This window comes from Clostridium swellfunianum (genome assembly GCF_023656515.1).
Lineage (GTDB): Bacteria > Bacillota > Clostridia > Clostridiales > Clostridiaceae > Clostridium_AT > Clostridium_AT swellfunianum.
Genome location: NZ_JAMOFV010000006.1, coordinates 2964549 through 2984239 on the forward strand (window position 1 = coordinate 2964549; position 19691 = coordinate 2984239).

The 19691-nt window shown below is 35.2% G+C and carries 13 protein-coding genes and 1 riboswitch; of the genes, 12 read left to right on the forward strand and 1 reads right to left on the reverse strand.

Annotated elements, in window-relative coordinates; genetic code table 11:
- The first annotated feature begins 224 nt into the window (after nt 1-224).
- The 7 genes from ftsH (at nt 225) to galE (ending at nt 10285) form a co-directional block, all read left to right on the forward strand.
- Complete coding sequence (gene ftsH / locus NBE98_RS14245; protein ID WP_250815649.1) at nt 225-2048, forward strand: ATP-dependent zinc metalloprotease FtsH; 1824 nt, start codon at nt 225-227, stop codon at nt 2046-2048.
- Nucleotides 2049-2067: 19 nt separating this feature from the next.
- A complete protein-coding gene (locus NBE98_RS14250; protein WP_250815650.1) occupies nt 2068-4203 on the forward strand; it encodes a HelD family protein in 2136 nt (711 codons plus the stop codon).
- A 100-nt stretch (nt 4204-4303) separates the two neighbouring features.
- Nucleotides 4304-5218, forward strand: coding sequence for a polysaccharide deacetylase family protein (locus NBE98_RS14255; protein WP_250815651.1), 915 nt, complete (start codon nt 4304-4306; stop codon nt 5216-5218).
- Between the two features lie 108 nt (nt 5219-5326).
- Nucleotides 5327-6343 carry a LacI family DNA-binding transcriptional regulator gene (locus NBE98_RS14260; RefSeq protein ID WP_250815652.1) on the forward strand — a complete coding sequence of 339 codons (1017 nt, stop codon included), beginning with the start codon at nt 5327-5329 and terminating at the stop codon, nt 6341-6343.
- A gap of 153 nt (nt 6344-6496) precedes the next feature.
- Entirely contained in the window at nt 6497-8065 is a 1569-nt protein-coding gene (locus NBE98_RS14265) for a UDP-glucose--hexose-1-phosphate uridylyltransferase (RefSeq protein ID WP_250815653.1), read from the forward strand.
- A 47-nt stretch (nt 8066-8112) separates the two neighbouring features.
- Nucleotides 8113-9276, forward strand: a complete 1164-nt coding sequence (locus tag NBE98_RS14270; RefSeq protein WP_432432685.1) for a galactokinase — start codon at nt 8113-8115, stop codon at nt 9274-9276.
- A 22-nt stretch (nt 9277-9298) separates the two neighbouring features.
- Complete coding sequence (gene galE / locus NBE98_RS14275; RefSeq protein WP_250815656.1) at nt 9299-10285, forward strand: UDP-glucose 4-epimerase GalE; 987 nt, start codon at nt 9299-9301, stop codon at nt 10283-10285.
- 44 nt (nt 10286-10329) lie between these two features.
- Here galE and NBE98_RS14280 read toward each other — a convergent pair whose 3' ends face one another.
- Nucleotides 10330-11259, reverse strand: coding sequence for a DUF2935 domain-containing protein (locus NBE98_RS14280; protein WP_250815658.1), 930 nt, complete (start codon nt 11257-11259; stop codon nt 10330-10332).
- Nucleotides 11260-11566: 307 nt separating this feature from the next.
- Here NBE98_RS14280 and NBE98_RS14285 point away from each other — a divergent pair, with 307 nt between their 5' ends.
- The 5 genes from NBE98_RS14285 to purF all read left to right on the forward strand — a co-directional run bounded on the left by NBE98_RS14285 (nt 11567) and on the right by purF (nt 19682).
- A complete protein-coding gene (locus tag NBE98_RS14285) occupies nt 11567-12979 on the forward strand; it encodes a phosphoglucomutase/phosphomannomutase family protein (RefSeq protein WP_250815659.1) in 1413 nt (470 codons plus the stop codon).
- A gap of 130 nt (nt 12980-13109) precedes the next feature.
- A riboswitch (purine riboswitch) is annotated at nt 13110-13211 on the forward strand.
- Between the two features lie 110 nt (nt 13212-13321).
- Nucleotides 13322-17062 carry a phosphoribosylformylglycinamidine synthase gene (locus NBE98_RS14290; protein ID WP_250815660.1) on the forward strand — a complete coding sequence of 1247 codons (3741 nt, stop codon included), beginning with the start codon at nt 13322-13324 and terminating at the stop codon, nt 17060-17062.
- A 15-nt stretch (nt 17063-17077) separates the two neighbouring features.
- Nucleotides 17078-17557, forward strand: coding sequence for a 5-(carboxyamino)imidazole ribonucleotide mutase (purE, locus tag NBE98_RS14295; protein ID WP_250815661.1), 480 nt, complete (start codon nt 17078-17080; stop codon nt 17555-17557).
- Complete coding sequence (purC, locus tag NBE98_RS14300) at nt 17557-18267, forward strand: phosphoribosylaminoimidazolesuccinocarboxamide synthase (RefSeq protein WP_250815662.1); 711 nt, start codon at nt 17557-17559, stop codon at nt 18265-18267. The genes purE and purC overlap by 1 nt, the downstream gene beginning before the upstream one ends.
- A gap of 5 nt (nt 18268-18272) precedes the next feature.
- Entirely contained in the window at nt 18273-19682 is a 1410-nt protein-coding gene (gene purF / locus NBE98_RS14305; RefSeq protein ID WP_250815663.1) for an amidophosphoribosyltransferase, read from the forward strand.
- Nucleotides 19683-19691: the final 9 nt, after the last annotated feature.

The following is a 19691-nucleotide window of genomic DNA, read 5'->3' on the forward strand; positions in this document are numbered from 1 at the left end:
TTTATGAAGAGTATATCTAATGTAGGTTATTTTGGTTTATAATCTGTAATATGATATTATTCTGGGGATTAATATATAGAAGGCACGAGTATCGATAATACTTGTGCAGAATAAGGAATACAGGAGGCGCAAGTATTAATAATGCTTGTGCACAGAATAAGGAATACAGGAGGCGCAAGTATTAATAATGCTTGTGCACAGAATAAGGAATACAGGAGGGTAACATGTTTGACAACAAGAAATTCAAATATACGGCATATTATGCTGTAGGTGCTGCTATAGTATTAATGATTTTAAACTTTGTTTTAGTAGATATGAAAACTCAATCAATTAAATACAACGAGTTTTTACAGATGGTAAACGAAAAGAGGGTTGAAGAAGTTCAAATATCTAGGGATAGACTAATTATAATACCGAAGACAGAAGAGGGTCAGAAGAAAAAAATAATGTATACAGGAAATGTAGGAGATCCTCAACTTATTGAAAACCTTAAGACTGCAGGAGTTACTTTTAATTCTGTAGTTCCCGATAATAATCCTTTTAAAAACTTTTTTATAAACTGGGTACTTCCAATAATTATGTTTACCTTTTTAGGAAGGCTTATATTTGGAAGGCTAGATAAAAAGCTTGGAAGCGGCGTTATGTCCTTTGGGAAGAACACTGCAAAGCTATATGCAGAAAATGAGACAGGAAAGACTTTTGCAGATGTAGCAGGTCAAGATGAGGCTAAAGAATCCTTGGTGGAGATTGTTGATTTCCTTCATCAACCGCAAAAGTACACAGAAATTGGTGCTAAGCTGCCTAAAGGGGCACTTTTAGTAGGTCCTCCTGGAACAGGTAAGACTCTTCTTGCAAAGGCAGTGGCTGGAGAGGCTAAGGTGCCTTTCTTCTCAATGTCTGGCTCTGAATTCGTTGAAATGTTTGTTGGTATGGGTGCTGCTAGAGTTAGAGATTTGTTTAAGCAAGCTGCAGAAAAAGCTCCATGTATAATTTTTATTGACGAAATTGATGCCATAGGTAAGAGCAGAGAAGGAAATATTAGCGGGAACGATGAAAGAGAACAGACACTAAACCAGCTTTTAGCTGAGATGGACGGTTTTGATTCTACAAAGCCTGTGGTTATTCTGGCTGCTACAAACAGACCTGAAATACTTGATAAGGCTCTTTTGAGACCAGGTCGTTTTGACAGGAGAGTTATAGTTGACAGACCTGATTTAAAAGGAAGGGAAGCTATTTTAAAGGTCCACTTAAAGGCTGTAAAGTATTCCGAAGATTTAAATACAGAAGCTATAGCAAAAGCAACCCCTGGTGCTGTAGGCGCTGATTTAGCCAATATGGTAAATGAAGCAGCTCTTAGAGCAGTTAAGCATTCAAGGAAAGAAATTATACAAGAGGATTTAGAAGAGGCAATTGAGGTTATAATAGCAGGTAAAGAGAAGAAGGACAGGATAATGTCAGATAAGGAAAAGAAGACTGTTGCTTTCCACGAGGTAGGTCATGCCTTAGTGGCAGCACTTTTAAAAGGAACAGATCCTGTTCACAAGATAACTATTGTACCAAGAACTATGGGAGCTTTAGGGTATACTATGCAGCTTCCTGAAGAGGATAAATATCTATCAACTAAGGAAGAACTTTTAAATCAAATTTCCATCCTTTTAGGTGGAAGGGCTGCAGAAGAAGTGGAATTTGATTCTATTTCAACTGGCGCATCAAACGATATAGAAAGAGCTACTCAAACCGCAAGAAGTATGGTAACCATGTATGGAATGTCTGATCGTTTTGATATGATGGGACTTGAATCTCCATCAAACAGGTATCTCGATGGCAGGCCGGTACAAAATTGCAGTGCAGAGACTTCTGCGATAATAGATGAAGAAACTTTAAACATTATAAAAGAGGCTCACCAGAAAGCTAAGGATATTCTGAAAAATAACAGAGAACTTATGACTAATATAGCAGAAAGACTTTTAGAAAAAGAAACAATAATGGGTGACGAGTTTATGGAAATAGTTAAGGAAAGCGGTGTTCTTGAAAGTCTAGATAAATAAGATTAGGGGAGCGGTGCTAATGGAAAATGAAGATTTAAAGCTTGAAAAGCAGATGGCTATTGAGAAAGAAATGCAGCTGAATCTTGAGATTGAGAAGCTTAGAGATGTTGTTGATCAGATAAATAGGGAAGTTTTAAATTATATAAGCAAGCGAAAAGAAATGTCAGATTATATCCAAGACTACAGAAAAAATGTTTTGGAGGAATATAGAGATGATGAAGACAAGGTTATTGAATATTTTGACCACGAAAGATTTGTAAAAGAGGAAGCCTTCAAGACAATAGATAGAAGGCTTAAGGAACTTACAATATTAGCTACTGCACCATATTTTGGAAGAGTAGATTTCAGGGACGAAGAGTTCGATGATTTAGGAAGTATTTATGTGGGTAGATTTGGAATGACTCCAGAGGGTGAATACGAGCCTGTAGTGATTGATTGGAGAGCTCCTGTAGCAGCCTTATTTTATACAAGCAGCCTTGGTCAAAACTCTTACACTGCTCCAGCTGGAAAGGTAGATGTAAATATACTTTTAAAGAGGCAGTATATTATTAAAAGAGCAAAGCTAATTGGATTGTTTGATTCAGCTTTGGACATTAGGGATGACATACTTCAAATGGTTTTAAGTGGCAATACTTCCGATAAACTTCGTGATATAATAATGACTATCCAGGAAGAACAGGACAATCTAATAAGGCAGCCTAAGGATAAGACCATCGTAGTTGATGGTGTAGCAGGTAGTGGTAAGACTACAATTGCTCTTCATAGGGTTGCATACCTTCTTTACAATCATAGAGATACTCTACAGGACAAGGTGCTTATATTGGGTCCTAACAGTATTTTTATGGAATATATAGGTACTGTACTTCCGAGCTTAGGTGAGGTTGGAGTTAGACAGACAACCTTTAGAGATTTTGCATTAGATATTTTAGAAATGAACAATATTATGAGTTTTAAGGAATATATGGAGAGAGTTTTAAATAATGATAAGGAATTTATTGATGATATCCTTTATAAAACTTCCATGGACTTTTTACATGAGATAAACAGTTTTGTAGATAGATTAGACAAGGAATATTTTAAGATTAATAATGTTAGATTTTATGATAGAACGGTAATTAATTCAGAGGAACTTAAGGAGCTGTTTACTAATTACTATAAAGATATGCCTCTTTTTAGAAGAAGTAAAAAAATAAGAAGAATTGTATTTTCAAAGCTTAGAGACTATAGAGATGAAGAAGTAAGAAGAATTCAAAAGGAATACAATGAAAGAATTGCCAAAATGACTAAGTCTGAGCTTGAAATATATGAAACTTCCCTTAATATGAAGAGAAAGCATGATATTAGAGAAGTTATTAAAGAGGTTATGAAAGCAAAAAAAGAAATGGCTTGGATACAAAATCCTGACTGTATTGATCTTTATGGTGAATTTAATAGAAGTGATGAATTTACTCAGGATGATTTAGCGCCAATACTTTATCTTAAAATTAAGCTTGAAGGATTAAAAATTAAGGAAGAAACTAAGCATGTAGTTATAGACGAAGCTCAAGATTATAGTCCTATACAGTTTTTAGTTATCAAAGAACTTACAAGATGCAGTTCAATGACTATTGTTGGAGACAGCAATCAAAGATTGCTTCCTTTAGAAGGCAAGACTCCAATGCTTCAGCTTGGAGAAATTGTACCAACTTTAAGCATTGAAGATTTTAATTTGTATAAGAGCTACAGATCTACAAAGGAAATTATGGAGTATGCAAATAGATATATTGGTGACAGCAGAATAATCCCTCTTGTTAGAAGTGGAGAAGCGGTTCAAGAGATAATTGTTAATAATGAAGAACAGCTGGTGGAAAAAATAGACGAAGCCCTTCATAACTTGAAAGAAAAAGAATATGAAAATATAGCTGTACTATGCAGAGATCTAGAAGAAACAGAAAGGCTTGGGGCAAAACTTAAAGCAAGAGATTATGTTAAGGTAATTGACAATGAAGATATAGTTTACAGCGGAGGTATCGTAGTTATTCCCTCTTATTTTGCAAAGGGACTTGAGTTTGATGCTGTAATACTGCTTCAGCATAAGGATAAAGAGCAGGAAAGCAAGCTTAACTATGTTATGGCTACGAGAGCACTGCATGAATTAAAAGTATTTAAGATATAGCATAATCTAAGAGGGATTTTATTCCCTCTTTTTTTCATTAACAGCTATGTGGTATACTAAGGATTAGAATAGTGATAATTAACGGAGTTGAAATTTTATTATGAAAAACAAGATACAAAAGATTATAACTGTTGCATCAGTATTTATATTATTTGTAACAGGATGTGCCAAGGTTCCAGTTCAGCAAAATGAAAGTACCATTATACTCCAGGCCCAGAAGGAAGACAAAGCTGAGCAGCAGCAGGAAAAGCAAGATGATCTCAGGAAACAAGAAGAACTAAAAAGACAACAAGAAAAAACTAAACTGGAAGATCCAATTAAGTTAAAAGCTGCAATAAATGGACAAGGAGACTCTAAAAAGATACCTATACTTATGTATCATTCCATAAAATATGAAAAGGATAATGAACTTAGAATACCAAAGGAAAAGTTTAAAGAGCAAATGGAGTATTTAAAGAAGGAAGGATTTAATCCTCTTAGCTTAAATGAATTATATTCTCATATGCTCCTTGGTTCAGAGATTCCTCAAAAACCTATTGTAATAACCTTTGATGATGGCTATGCGGATAACTATACAAATGCGTACCCAATATTAAAAGAATTGGGATTTAAGGCAACTGTATTTGTAATCTCTGGTGTTGTTGACAAACACGAAGATTATATGACTACAGATCATCTTAAGGAGATGGACAAAAATGGAATATCTATAGAAGCTCATACAGTGACTCATCCAAAACTTGATACTTTAAGTTATAATGATCAGCTTAAGGAGCTTAGAGGTTCAAAACAAGCCTTAGAGAAAATTTTAGGAAGAAACATTGATTATATTGCTTATCCCTATGGAAAATATAACAATGATACACTTAAACTAGTAGAGCAGCTAGGATATAAAATGGCGTTCTCAACAGAAAAGGGACTTGCTCATAAGTCAAATGGAATTTATAAACTTCATAGAATTTATATAAGCGAAAAGTATAGTATTAACCAGTTTAAGCAGCTAGTTAATACAAAATAAAAAAGTGAAACCTAGAAATATTTATTTCTAGGCTTTTTATATATTGAAATGGATTTGTGCATATGCTATTATAGAAATATAGAAAAGGTTTTCTAAGAAGGTGAGTATATGGCTAATATAAATGATGTTGCAAAAGAGGCAGGAGTATCAATTACTACAGTATCTAGAGTGCTAAACAACAATTATCCTGTGAAGGAAGAAACAAGGATTAAAATAGAGAAGGCTATAGAAAAGCTTAACTATAAACCTAATACAATGGCTAGGAGTCTGATAACTAAAAAAAGTTCTATGATAGGTGTGATAGTTCCTGGAATAACAAACTTGTTTTTCCCTACTATAGTTGAAGCTATAGAAGAGTTTGTTAATAAGAAGGGCTATAGTATAGCTCTTTCAAATACTGAAGGTGATCCTAAAAAGGAACTGAAGCTTGTTGAGGAGCTCATTGGAAGACAGGTAGATGGAATAATATTAATAGATCCAACCATGGAAAATCTTCATAAGAGATGTTATAACGAACTTTCAAAATCTATTCCAACAATAATAGTAAATGGCTCACCAGAAGGCTATAAGGGCAGCTTTGTGTGCTACGATGAAGAAGTTGGTACACAGGAAGCTTTTGATTATCTTCTTGAGCTTGGGCATGAGAAAATTGCACTGATTAGAGGACATAAAAGCTTCTCTTATGATATTAAGGAAAAGATATATAAGAATGTTTTAAAAAATAATAAATTATCTTATGAAAAAATTATAGATGCAGGAAAAGGAAACAGCAGTGAGGTTATTGAAAGAACCCAAATAGTGGTGGAGCAATTACTTCAAAAGGAAGAAAGGCCAACAGCGATTTTTGCTTGTAACGACCTTATGGCTGTTGGGGCTTTGAATGCGTGCATTGATCTTGGTATTAAAGTACCAAAGGATATATCAATAATTGGATTTGATAATACAATTTTAGCTGAGGTAACACATCCCAAACTTACAAGTGTAGATTTAAATATGAAAGAGATTGGATATAGAGCAGCACTTGAACTTTTGGAGCTTATTGAAGAAGGAGAAAAAAGCAGAAAGAAATTAATTCTTGATACTAAACTTGTAATTAGGGGCAGCTGTGCACCAGCTATAAAGTAGACATTTAATAATTAGGATAGATAAAAATCTGACCATGATTTTTATCTAATGATATAGAAAAGGATTTCTATATCATTAGATAAATTTTATAGATTAAGGTTAAAAACTTAAGAATATTGATAATTTTATTAAGATAAAGTAGGAGGAAATTATATGAGTAACATAAATGCAGCTTATGAAATTGAGAGGCTGCTTAAATTTGGATTGAAACATAAGATGCTTATGAATTTAGATGTAGTCGCAGCAAGAAATTCCCTTTTAGATATGCTTAAGCTTGAAGAGCCATACTTAGGAAATGTTCCGGAAGAGGAGTTTGAAAATCCTGTACAGATACTTGAAAGCTTACTAGACTACGCTCATGAAATCGGACTTATTGAGGATAATACAGCTACTTATAGAGATTTACTTGATGCAAAAATCATGGGAATGCTAATGCCAAGACAATCTGAGGTAGTAGGGAATTTTTTTGCTGTTAAAAGTAAAAAAGGAATAGAGAAAGCAACAGACGAATTTTATGCTTTGTCTAAAGCCTCTAACTATATACGTATGGATAGAATAGCAAAGAATTTATACTGGGCAGCCGAAACTGAATACGGCGCTTTGGATATAACAGTAAATTTGTCAAAGCCAGAAAAAGATCCAAAGGAGATTGCAGCATCAAAGCTAAAACCTCAAGCAAATTATCCTAAGTGTCTACTGTGCATTGAGAATGTTGGATTTGCAGGGCATATAAATCACCCAGCAAGGCAGAATCACAGAGTAATACCTGTAACAGTAGGGGGAGAGCAGTGGTATCTTCAATATTCACCTTATGTTTACTATAATGAGCACTGTATTCTCTTTAATGAAAAGCATGTACCAATGAAAATATCAGATAGAAGTTTTGTAAAGCTGCTTGATTTCGTAGAACAATTTCCACACTACTTTATAGGCTCTAATGCGGACCTTCCTATAGTTGGAGGTTCAATACTGAGTCACGATCACTTCCAAGGAGGAAAGCACGTTTTTCCAATGGAAAAAGCCGCAATTGAAGCTAACTTTAAAAATGAAAGTTATAAAGGTGTGAAGGCTGGAATAGTTAAGTGGCCGATGTCTGTGATAAGGTTATCTTCCAAGAATAAGGAAGAACTTGTGAAACTTTCAGTTGAAATATTGGATCAATGGAGAGAGTACACAGATGAAGCTTCTGAGGTTTTAGCTTACACTTTGGTCAATGGTGAAAAAATACCTCATAATACAATAACACCTATTGCTAGAATTAACAAAGCTGGAGAATTTGAAGTTGACTTAGTACTTAGAAATAATATAACAACTCAGGAGCATCCAGATGGCCTTTTCCACCCTCATAAGGAATTGCACCATATTAAGAAAGAAAATATAGGTCTTATTGAGGTAATGGGATTAGCAGTTCTTCCAGGAAGACTAAATTCTGAACTAAAGGAAGTAGGATTAATACTTCAAGGAAACATGAAAAGACTAAAAGAAGCAGAAGAAGATAAAAGTGATTCAATTCACAAGCATATTTCATGGGTTAAAGAACTTTTACAGAAGTATGGTAACAACTTCGAAAAGGATGCGGTTGAGACACTATTAAATAAGGAAGTTGGAGACAAATTCTTAAAGGTGCTTATGGATGCAGGAGTTTATAAAAGAACCGAAGAAGGTAGGCATGGATTTGAAAGATTTATGAAGTATGCAGGGTTTAATAAAAGTAATAATTAATTAGGAGGCATAGGAGTAGTAATCCTATGGATATATAAGGAGGGATAATAATGAATATTCAACAGTTAAAAGAGCAGTTTATTAAAATTTACGGTGAAGGAGAAATAAGAACTTTTCATTCGCCTGGGAGAGTAAATTTAATTGGGGAGCATATTGATTATAACGGAGGTTATGTATTTCCCTGTGCACTTGAGTTTGGAACCTATGGCTTAGTTAGAGAACGAAATGATAATATTGTAAACTTAGCTTCAACTAACTTTGATCTTAAGGTTTCTGTTGATATAAATAATATTTCTTTTAAGGAAGAAGAGGATTGGGCTAATTATCCTAAGGGAGTTATGAAGGTGATGCTTGAAAAGGGGGTTAGGCTTAAGGGAATGGATATTCTTATAAGCGGAAATATTCCAAATGGTGCAGGACTTTCTTCATCAGCGTCCCTAGAAGTTTTAATCGCAGTTATTGTTGACACATTATTTAATGGAGGAACTTCTGACAGAGTTGATCTTGTTAAGATTTCACAGAAAGCTGAGAACACCTTTGTTGGTGTTAACTGTGGAATAATGGATCAATTTGCAGTAGGTATGGGAAGAAAAAATCAAGCTATACTTTTAGATTGTGGAAGCCTGAGTTATAGCTATGCTAACGTAGACTTAGGTGATAATACACTGGTTATCATGAATACAAACAAAAGAAGAGCTCTTAATGAATCTAAGTATAATGAAAGAAGAGCAGAGTGTGATGAGGCTCTTGTGATTCTAAGAAAAGAAAAGCCAATAAGCGCATTATGCGATTTAACTTCTGAAGAATTTGACAAATTGGAAGACGTAATAGAAAATAGTAAGGTAAGAGCTAGGGCAAAGCATGCAGTATATGAAAATGAAAGAACTAAGAGAGCTTATGAATGTTTAAATAAAGGAGAGCTTAAGGAATTTGGAAAGCTTTTAGTTGAATCTCACAATTCTTTAAGAGATTTATATGAAGTCACTGGTAAGGAGCTTGATACAATAGTTGAAGAATCGCTTAAAGTGTCTGGCTGCATAGGCGCAAGAATGACTGGAGCAGGTTTTGGAGGCTGTGCAATAGCCATAGTTAAAAAGTCTGAAGTTGATAGTTTCATGAATAGGATTAGAGAAAATTACTCTAAGCTTATAGGCTATGAACCAAGTTTTTACTTAAGTGGAATCGGCCAAGGAACTGAGGAAGTAAAATAATTATAAAAGGGTGGTAGATTTTATGGCAATATTAGTTTGTGGTGGCGCAGGTTATATAGGAAGTCACATGGTTGCAGCACTTCTTGAAAGAGGTGAAGAAGTTGCTATATTGGATAACCTTCAGAAAGGGCACAGGGATGCAATATTAGGGGGAAAGTTTTACGAAGGAGACCTAAGGGACAGAGCTATACTTGACAGGGTATTTACAGAAAATAATATAGATGCAGTTATAGACTTTGCAGCAGACTCATTAGTTGGTGAAAGCGTAACTGAGCCTTTAAAGTATTTTGAAAATAATGTAGGTGGCACTTTAAGTCTTTTAAGAGCAATGAAGGATTATGGAGTTAGGAATATTGTATTCTCATCAACAGCAGCAACCTATGGTGAGCCAGAAAGTATTCCAATATTGGAGGATGATAAGACTTTCCCAACAAATCCATATGGAGAATCTAAGCTTGCTGTAGAGAAGGTATTAAAGTGGTGCGACAATGCTTATGGCATAAAATATACAGCACTTAGATACTTCAATGCTGCGGGTGCTCATGAGAGTGGAAAAATCGGTGAAGACCACTCACCAGAAAGCCACCTTATACCATTGATTCTTCAGACTGCATTAGGTCAACGAGAAAAGATTATGATGTTTGGTGATGACTATAAAACAGAAGATGGAACTTGCGTAAGAGACTACATTCATGTTATGGATTTAGCTTCAGCTCATCTTTTAGCGGTTGACAGACTAAGAAAGGGTGGGGAAAGTAGAATTTATAACCTTGGAAATGGAACTGGCTTCTCAGTGAAAGAAGTTATTGAGGTAGCAAGAAAGGTTACAGGAAGGGAAATAAAGGCAGAAGTTGCTCCTAGAAGAGCTGGAGATCCAGCAGTACTTATAGCTTCTTCTAATAAAGCTGTTGAAGAGTTAGGTTGGAAACCCAGGTTTAATTCCCTTGAAACTATAATTGAGACGGCATGGAACTGGCATTTAAATCATCCAAAGGGTTATGAGAAATAATAAAAAAATGAAGAATGAAGTTTTTAGCTTCATTCTTCATTTTTTTATTTGCTCATTGATTTAAACATGTTTAGCATTCTAAGATAATGATTTGCTTCTCTTAGAACATGGTCACTTAATAGCGGCGGAATAATAGACTTAATCTTGCATTCAAGTATTCCTACAGCACCTTGTTTCTTGAAATTTCTAAGCTCAGTAACCAGGTTAATACTTTCTCTAGTAACCTGAGGAAGAGCCTGTGGGTTTTGTCTTAAGGCTTCAGTTCTTTCAACAAGTGCTTCAAGCTGATTTGCAAAGGTATCTGCTTTTCTAAATAAAGCTTTTTCTGACGGATCGAGATAACCTCTTATAAATGTAGAATGCTCTTGCATAATATCATTCCAGTTTATTTCAAGTTCAATAATTTCTTTAATACTGTCAACCGCATCTCTTTGCTCAAACTTTTTAAGCATCATAACTGCAAGTTTTGACTCGTGAATAACGTGATGAAGCATTAAAGGATAGGTGTAGCTAAAGGCTTTGCAGTTTAAAATGTTATTAAGCATTTGTTCAAGAAAAGCTATCGTTTTTTCTGTCAGAGCAATAGCCTTTTTATTTAAATCTGACAATTCATCCGATAGATCCTCATCTCTTCTCATTTTTGCCTTCGCAACTAAGTTAAGCTCCTGTTTTGTAATTTGAGTATTAATAGGAAGTCCAGTTAAAAATTGTGTGGCTTCTTCAGCAGGAAGAGTAAGCTCTGTAACTATCTCATCAGAAAGCAAAAATTCTTCACTAACTATACTTGGAGCTAGAGAAACTGCTTTAGATAAAAGACCTTCATAGGCTTCTTTTACTCCCAAAAGCTGCTGAGCTACTGCTCTATCTCTTGGAGGGAGTGAGGCTGCTGCAAAGATAGCATGCTCTTTTGCAATTCTTAAAAAGAATAGATTAAATTCCAAAGAATGTTTAATGTAATCTTGATTTGATAACACAATATCCCCTCTCATTAAATTGTTTAAATATATAAATATTTACATTTATTATTGTATGCTAAAGTTTTGATAATGTTATTATAGGTTAACAAATGAGTTGGTTGAAATTCTATATATTCGGTCAGATAATAAACAGCTGTACTTAATGTCATGAGAGCAATGAAGTTCTAAAATAATTGTGTGCAAGAGCTTAAAGAAAATAAGCCTCTTGACGTTTATTAATATTCTTTAAAATGTTAGGGATAATATACTAAAGAATGCATGTTAATAAATGGTTAGTTTAAGTAATATATGAGGTGATGTTGTTATGATAAAATTTGGAACAGGTGGTTGGAGAGCTATTATAGGCGAGGAGTTTATAGCATCGAATATAAGGCTACTATCACAGGCCATAGCTGATGATTTAGTTGCACAAGAACAGGAAAAAAAGGAAATAGTAATTGGATTTGATAGAAGATTTCTTTCAGATAGGGCTGCGAAATGGGCGTCGGAAGTATTTGCTGCTAATGGAATTGTGGTTCACTTTATTGATAAAATATCACCAACTCCCCTTACAATGTTTGCTGTAAAGAAGATGAATACTTTCTATGGAATTGCTGTTACAGCAAGTCATAATCCTGCTGAATACAATGGAATAAAGGTCTTTACTAAGGGGGGAAGAGATGCTGAAGCAAGTGTAACACAAAGGCTTGAGGATATAGCAAATGAGATAAAAGTTGAGGAAGTAAAGACAGTTGATTTTCAAGATGGCGTGAATAAAGGTCTTATAAATATAATAAATCCCTTCAATGATTACATAGATACTATTCTTAGTATGATAGATTCAGAAGCGATTAAAAATAAAGGCTTAAAAATACTTCTTGACCCAATGTTTGGAGTTTCAAAGACTTCACTTCAAACTATACTTATAACAACAAGATGTGATTTGGATATAATAAATGACAGACATGATGCATTATTTGGAGGAAGGCTTCCATCACCAAGCAATGATACTTTAGCCAGGCTTAAGTCTATGGTAGCTGAAAAAGGATATGATTTAGGTATTGCTACAGATGGAGACGCAGATAGACTTGGAGTAATAGACGATAAGGGAAATTTCATTCATCCAAATGAAATAATGGTTTTACTTTACTATTATTTGCACAAGTATAAAGGCTGGAGAGGACCAGTTGTTAGAAACCTTGCTACCACGCATCTTCTGGATAGAATTGCAGAAAGCTTCGATGAAAAATGCTATGAGGTTCCTGTTGGCTTTAAACACATAAGCTCAAAGATGGAAGAAACTGATGCTGTCATAGGCGGAGAAAGCAGCGGTGGTTTGACAATCAGAGGACATATTAAAGGAAAAGATGGTATCTTTGCTGCTACATTGCTAGTTGAGATGATAAGTAAAACAGGCAGAAGTATATCTGAAATGCTAAATGATATATATGATAAATTCGGCAATTTTGTGATGATTGAAGGGAACTACTCCTTTAGCAAAGAAATAAAAGATAGGCTCATGAAAGTTTTATTTGAGGAGAGATTATTGCCCGATTTTGGATGCGACATTAGTGAAGTAAAATATTTTGATGGAGTTAAAGTTTATTTTAAAAATGGAGGATGGACTGTAGCCAGGTTTTCAGGTACAGAACCACTTTTAAGAATATTTACAGAGATGTCTACTGAAAAGGAAGCTAAAGCAATAAGTAATAAATTTAAACAGTTTCTGAAAATATGATATTTAACGCTTAAACTACGAACTATAAAACTGAATTAATATAAAAAGTTTCGCTATATACGAACAATATGATAAAAATTTATAGAAATGTATTGAAAAAAGAAAGTTTTAATGTTACCATAATTATATGATAAATGAATATTAAATCATCCATATAATCTCGATAATATGGTTCGAGAGTTTCTACGAGAAAACCGTTAATTTTCTGTCTATGGGTGAGTCCGGATTTTTCTGCATTTTATATGTGGTATGTTTTTCATACTTAAAAATCCACTTTGGGCTTACCTGTTTTTTAGAAAAGCTCGAGGTGGATTTATTTTTTTAGAATTTAGGGGGTAGGCTATGAACGGCAAAGTAAAAAGACTTTATGTTGAAAAAAAGAATGGGTTTGACATAGAAGCGCAGCATTTGCTTAATGATCTAAAGCTAAATCTTGGGATAGAAAAAATTGAACATATAAGAGTTATAAACAGATATGATATTTCAGGCCTTTCACAAAAGGTCTATGAAAGAGCAAGAGATTTTGTTTTTGCAGATAAGGCAGCAGACAAAATTTGCGAAGAACAGTTACCTTTAACTAAGCAAAGCAAGTGTTTTGCAATAGAATACTTACCTGGTCAGTACAATCAAACAGCAGACTCAGCACTTCAATGTATACAAATTCTAGAAAAAAGCGTAGAAGCAATTATTAATACAGCAAAAGTTATTGTTGTCTATGGAGACATATCAGAGGACGAATTAATCAAGATAAAAAGCTACTGTATTAATCCTGTTGATTCTAGAGAGGCCTCTCTTGAAAAGCCATCAACACTAAGTCCAGAAGTTGAAATACCAGATGATGTTATTGTTTTACATGGATTTATTAAAAGCGGAGATATGGACCTAAAAGCTATTAAAGACAGACTAAACTTAGCTATGACTTATGAAGATTTAAACTTTTGTAAAGAATATTTTAGAGATAAAGAAAAAAGAAATCCAAGTATTACAGAGCTAAGAGTAATTGACACATATTGGTCTGATCACTGCAGGCACACAACCTTCATGACAACTATTGAAGGTGTTCAGATAGAGGAAGGAAAATATTCTGAGCCTATTGCTAAAACCTATGAGGAGTATTTAAAAAGCAGGGAATATGTTTATGAAAAAAACTACAAACCTATAAATTTAATGGATATAGCCATTATAGGAATGAAAGAACTAAGGAAGAATGGCTTACTTCAGGACTTAGATGTTTCAGATGAAATAAATGCGTGCAGCATTGAAATAGATGTAGATGTTGACGGCAGAGATGAAAAATGGCTCCTGATGTTTAAGAACGAAACACACAATCATCCAACAGAAATTGAACCTTTTGGTGGTGCAGCTACTTGCCTTGGTGGAGCAATAAGAGATCCGTTATCTGGTAGAGCTTATGTTTACCAAGCAATGAGGGTAACGGGAAGCGGTGATCCTAGAACGAAAGTAGAGGACACCCTTCCAGGAAAGCTGCCTCAAAGAAAGATAACCATAGGTGCGGCACAAGGCTACAGCTCTTATGGCAACCAAATAGGATTAGCTACGGGACAAGTCTCAGAGCTTTATGATGAAGGATTTATAGCTAAAAGGATGGAGATTGGAGCAGTTATTGCAGCTGCACCAAAGGAAAATGTTAAAAGAGAAAAACCAAGCAGTGGTGATGTGGTTTTACTTATAGGAGGAAAAACAGGAAGAGATGGCTGCGGTGGTGCTACTGGTTCTTCAAAAGAGCATGATGAAGAATCAATATTAACCTGCGGAGCTGAAGTTCAAAAGGGAAATCCTGTAATAGAAAGAAAACTGCAAAGATTGTTTAGAAATCCAGAGGCAAGCAAATTGATTAAAAGATGCAATGACTTTGGAGCAGGTGGTGTAGCTGTTGCTATAGGTGAACTTGCAGAAGGACTTGATATAAACTTAGATTTAGTTCCTAAAAAATATGAAGGACTAGATGGAACAGAGCTTGCTATATCCGAATCACAGGAACGTATGGCCGTAGTAGTTTCAAAAGATAATTCTCAAAAACTGATTGCCTTAGCAAAAGAGGAAAATTTAGAGGCGGTTATAGTTGCAGAGGTTACAGACAACAGAAGGCTAAAAATGCTTTGGAGAGGAAACAGCATTGTTAACTTAAGCAGGGATTTTCTTGACACCAATGGAGTGAAACAAACTATTAAGGTTGTGGTTGAAGCTCCAGTTGAGAAAGACTGTTATTTTAAAAATATACCACATATAAATGAAACCAATCTTAAGGCTGCTTGGATTAATAATCTTCAGAAATTAAATATTTGTTCTCAAAAGGGGCTTACTGAGAGGTTTGACAGTACGATAGGCGCTGGAACAGTTATTATGCCTTTTGGAGGAAAATATCAAGCCTCTCCAGCAGAGGGTATGTCAGCTAAAATACCTGTATTGAACGGAGAGACAAATACTGCTTCTATAATGACCTTTGGATATAATCCTCAAATAGGAAAGTGGAGTCCCTATCATGGAGCCTTATATTCCATAGTAGAAGCCGTGGCAAAAATTGTTGCTATGGGAGGAGAATTTAAAAATATTAAGTTATCCCTTCAGGAATACTTTGAAAAGCTAGGAAAAGAATCAGAAAAATGGGGAAAGCCTTTGGCTGCACTGCTAGGAGCCCTTAAAGCTCAAAGGGAGCTTCAAATAGCAGCTATTGGTGGAAAAGACAGCATGTCAGGAAGCTTTAAGGATTTAAATGTTCCACCAACACTTGCAGCTTTTGCAGTTGCTACAAGCAAAATCCATCATATTATATCTTCTGAGTTTAAAAGAGCAAACAGTAAGGTTGTTCTAGTTTCAGTCAATAGAGACGATAAGGATATTCCTGATTTTGAAGGATTAAAATATAATTTTACAAAGGTAACAGAGCTTATAAAAGCAGGAAAAGTTTTAGCAGCTTTTTCTGTAAAGGGTGGAGGAATTGCAGAAGCAGTAAGTAAAATGTGCTTCGGTAATAGAATAGGATTCGTGTTTAATGAAGTTGTTAAACCAATGGAGCTATTTGCACCTGATTACGGTTCCATCATTTTGGAGCTAAATGAAGTAGAAGATTTAAAGGAAGCATTTGACGAAGCAAACTATAGGTTGCTCGGATATACACAAGGTAATGAGTCTATAAAAGTTTGTGAAGAGGAAATTACTCTAAAAGAAGCGTATAAAGCATATGAAAAGCCGCTTGCAGACGTATTTCCGGTTAAGGCTGAACAGAGCATGCAGTATATCTTAGATACAAACTTTAGTAAAGAGAATAAAAAAACCGCTTTAAGTTCTGCAGTAAAGCCAAGAATATTTATTCCAGCTTTTCCAGGAACCAATTGCGAATATGATTCTCAAAGAGCTTTTGAAAGAGCAGGAGGAATAGTTGACAGCCTTGTATTTAGAAACCTAACCTCTCAAGCTATTGAAGAATCTATAGAATATATGGTTAAGAAAATAAACAATTCTCAAATCATTATGCTTCCAGGAGGCTTTAGTGCAGGGGATGAGCCGGATGGTTCTGGTAAATTTATAGCTGCAGTATTTAGAAATGAAAGAGTTAAAGAAGCGGTTATGAATCTGTTAAATAAAAGAGATGGTTTAATGTTAGGTATTTGTAATGGCTTCCAAGCTCTCATAAAACTTGGACTAGTACCTTACGGAGAGATAGTAGATTTGGATGAGAATTGCCCAACTTTGACTCATAACAGTATAGGAAGGCATGTATCATGTATGGTTAATACAAAAGTAGTATCTAAGTTGTCTCCATGGTTTAGCAAGGTTGAACTAGGAGAGATTCATACTCTTCCAATTTCTCATGGAGAAGGACGATTTCTTTGCAGTCAAGAGGAAATTAATACATTAATTCACAATGGACAAATAGCCACGCAGTATATTGGGGAAAACCCTAATGGCTCATTCTATGCTGTTGAGGGAATAACAAGTCCGGATGGAAGGGTGCTTGGGAAAATGGCACATAGCGAGAGAATAGGAAATGGACTTTATAAAAATGTACCGGGAAATAAGAATCAGAAGTTGTTTGAAGCTGGAGTTGAATACTTTAAATAATTAGGAGGTTGTTTCATGAAGGTAGCAATAATTTTTGGAAGCAAGTCAGATAAAGAAATAATGAAGGGAGCGGCAGAAGCGTTAAAGGAATTTGGAGTTGAATATAAAGCTTTTATTCTATCTGCTCACCGTGTGCCTGAAAGGCTTATGGAGGTCTTAAAACATGCTGAAGAAGAGGACTTTGAATGCATTATTGCAGGGGCTGGGCTTGCTGCACATTTGCCTGGAGTTATAGCTTCTCATTCAATACTACCTGTTATAGGAGTTCCGATAAATGCTGCAGTAAGCGGAATGGATTCTCTTTTATCAATAGTACAAATGCCAAAGTCTATTCCTGTAGCTACTGTTGGAATAAATAATAGCTATAATGCTGGAATGCTGGCTATTGAAATTTTGGCACTTAAGTATCCAGAGCTTAAAAAGAGCCTATTGGAATATAGGAAAAATATGAAAGAAAAATTTATAAGAGAAAACAATGAAGGGGTGGAATTATAATGGAAAAGTTAAACATGATGTACGAGGGAAAGGCAAAAAAAATCTACAGCACAGAGGATAAAGATAAAGTCGTTATATACTATAAGGACGATGCTACTGCTTTTAATGGTGAGAAAAAAGGCGAAATTGAAGACAAGGGAATTTTAAATAATACGATAACTTCAGAAATTTTTAAGCTGCTTGAAGGAAGAGGGGTTAAAACTCATTTTATTGAGAAATTAAATGATAGGGAACAGCTTTGTAAAAAAGTAGATATTATACCTCTTGAGGTTATAGTGAGAAATGTGGCTGCCGGAAGCATGGCAAAAAGACTTGGGCTAGAAGAAGGATACAAGCTTAGTACTACAGTTTTTGAGCTTAGCTACAAAAACGACGAGCTTGGGGATCCTCTTATAAATGATTATCATGCTGTCTCCATAGGAGCAACAACTTTTGAGGAACTTGAGACTATCTATGCAATGGCTGCTAATGTAAACAATATATTAAAAGAATTCTTTATGAGACAGAATATTAAGCTTATAGATTTCAAGCTTGAATTTGGAAAAACAAAAAATAGAGAAATACTTTTAGCTGATGAGATATCACCAGATACCTGCAGATTTTGGGATGCTAGAACAAATGAAAAATTAGATAAGGATAGATTTAGAAGAGATTTAGGAAATGTACGAGAGGCTTATACTGAAATATTAAAAAGAGTATGTGGGGAGTAAAAGCTATGAGAATATGGGAGGATGAAGATAAATTCAAAGAGGAATGCGGAGTGTTTGGAATTTTTGCTAAGGAAGCTCTAGATGTATCAACATTGACTTACTATGGGCTTTACGCTCTTCAGCACAGGGGTCAAGAAAGTGCAGGAATAGCAGTGTCGGATTTCAGCAATATACAATGCCATAAAGATATGGGACTTGTGGCAAATGTTTTTAATGAGGAAAATCTTAGGGCGATGACAGGCTCTATTGCAATAGGTCATGTTAGGTATTCAACTACAGGAGCAAGCAACGTAACAAATGCTCAGCCTATAATAGGAAGATATAAGCTTGGAAATATTGCTGTAGCCCATAACGGAAATCTTGTTAACGCTGATGTTATAAGAGAACTTTTGGAGGATTGTGGCTGCATATTTCAAACCTCAATTGATTCAGAGGTTATATTAAACCTCATCGCTAGAGGTGCCAAACGGGGTATGGAAAGAGCTATTGTGGATGCAATACAAGCAGTTAAAGGTTCTTATGCTATTGTTCTATTAACAGAAGATAAGCTTATTGGAGTTAGAGACCCTAATGGAATCAGGCCACTTTGTATTGGAAGGATAGATGACAGCTACATTATTTGCTCGGAAAGCTGCGCGCTTGATGCTGTAGGAGCTGAATTTGTAAGAGATGTAGATCCAGGGGAAATAGTTATTATCGATAAGGAAGGGATAAGCTCTATAAGCTTTGCAGAAAGGATAAGGCCTGAAACTTGTGCCTTTGAATATATATACTTTGCTAGACCAGACAGTGTAATAGATGGGATAAATGTTTATACCTCCAGAATTGAAGCCGGAAAGCAGCTTTTTAAGGAAAGCCCTGTGGATGCAGATATAGTCATAGGCGTGCCGGACTCGGGAATGCAGGCAGCTATGGGGTATGCTAAGGCATCTGGAATACCCTATGATAATGGCTTTATAAAAAATAAATATGTTGCTAGAACCTTTATAGCTCCTTCGCAAGAACTAAGAGAAAGGGCTGTTGCTGTAAAGCTAAACCCTCTTAAGGTTAATGTTGAGGGAAAGAGAGTTGTGCTAATAGATGATTCTATAGTAAGAGGAACTACCAGCAGAAAGCTTGTAGATTCCTTAAGGAGGGCAGGTGCTTTAGAGGTGCATTTTAGGTCAGCATCGCCTGTAGTTAAATATCCCTGTTATTTTGGGATAGATACTCCATATAGAAAAGAGCTTATCGGAGCTCAGCAGGATATTGAAAATATAAGAGAAGATATTGGAGCAGATAGTTTAGCTTATCTAAGCATGGAAGGGCTTCTAGCTGCTTTAGGCGGAAAAAACAAGTTTTGTTTAGGGTGCTTTAATGGGGTTTATCCTGTTGCCGCACCAATGGAAACCCCTAAGGAATATTTAGAAAAATAAAGGTTGAAA

Bases quoted from the DNA above. Each gene is read 5' to 3' on its own strand.
- NBE98_RS14265 (WP_250815653.1), top strand. From the start codon at position 6,497: ATGAGTAACATAAATGCAGCTTATGAAATTGAGAGGCTGCTTAAATTT.
- NBE98_RS14290 (WP_250815660.1), top strand. From the start codon at position 13,322: ATGAACGGCAAAGTAAAAAGACTTTATGTTGAAAAAAAGAATGGGTTT.
- NBE98_RS14255 (WP_250815651.1), top strand. From the start codon at position 4,304: ATGAAAAACAAGATACAAAAGATTATAACTGTTGCATCAGTATTTATA.
- NBE98_RS14285 (WP_250815659.1), top strand. From the start codon at position 11,567: ATGATAAAATTTGGAACAGGTGGTTGGAGAGCTATTATAGGCGAGGAG.
- ftsH (WP_250815649.1), top strand. From the start codon at position 225: ATGTTTGACAACAAGAAATTCAAATATACGGCATATTATGCTGTAGGT.
- NBE98_RS14250 (WP_250815650.1), top strand. From the start codon at position 2,068: ATGGAAAATGAAGATTTAAAGCTTGAAAAGCAGATGGCTATTGAGAAA.
- NBE98_RS14260 (WP_250815652.1), top strand. From the start codon at position 5,327: ATGGCTAATATAAATGATGTTGCAAAAGAGGCAGGAGTATCAATTACT.
- purF (WP_250815663.1), top strand. From the start codon at position 18,273: ATGAGAATATGGGAGGATGAAGATAAATTCAAAGAGGAATGCGGAGTG.
- galE (WP_250815656.1), top strand. From the start codon at position 9,299: ATGGCAATATTAGTTTGTGGTGGCGCAGGTTATATAGGAAGTCACATG.
- purE (WP_250815661.1), top strand. From the start codon at position 17,078: ATGAAGGTAGCAATAATTTTTGGAAGCAAGTCAGATAAAGAAATAATG.
- purC (WP_250815662.1), top strand. From the start codon at position 17,557: ATGGAAAAGTTAAACATGATGTACGAGGGAAAGGCAAAAAAAATCTAC.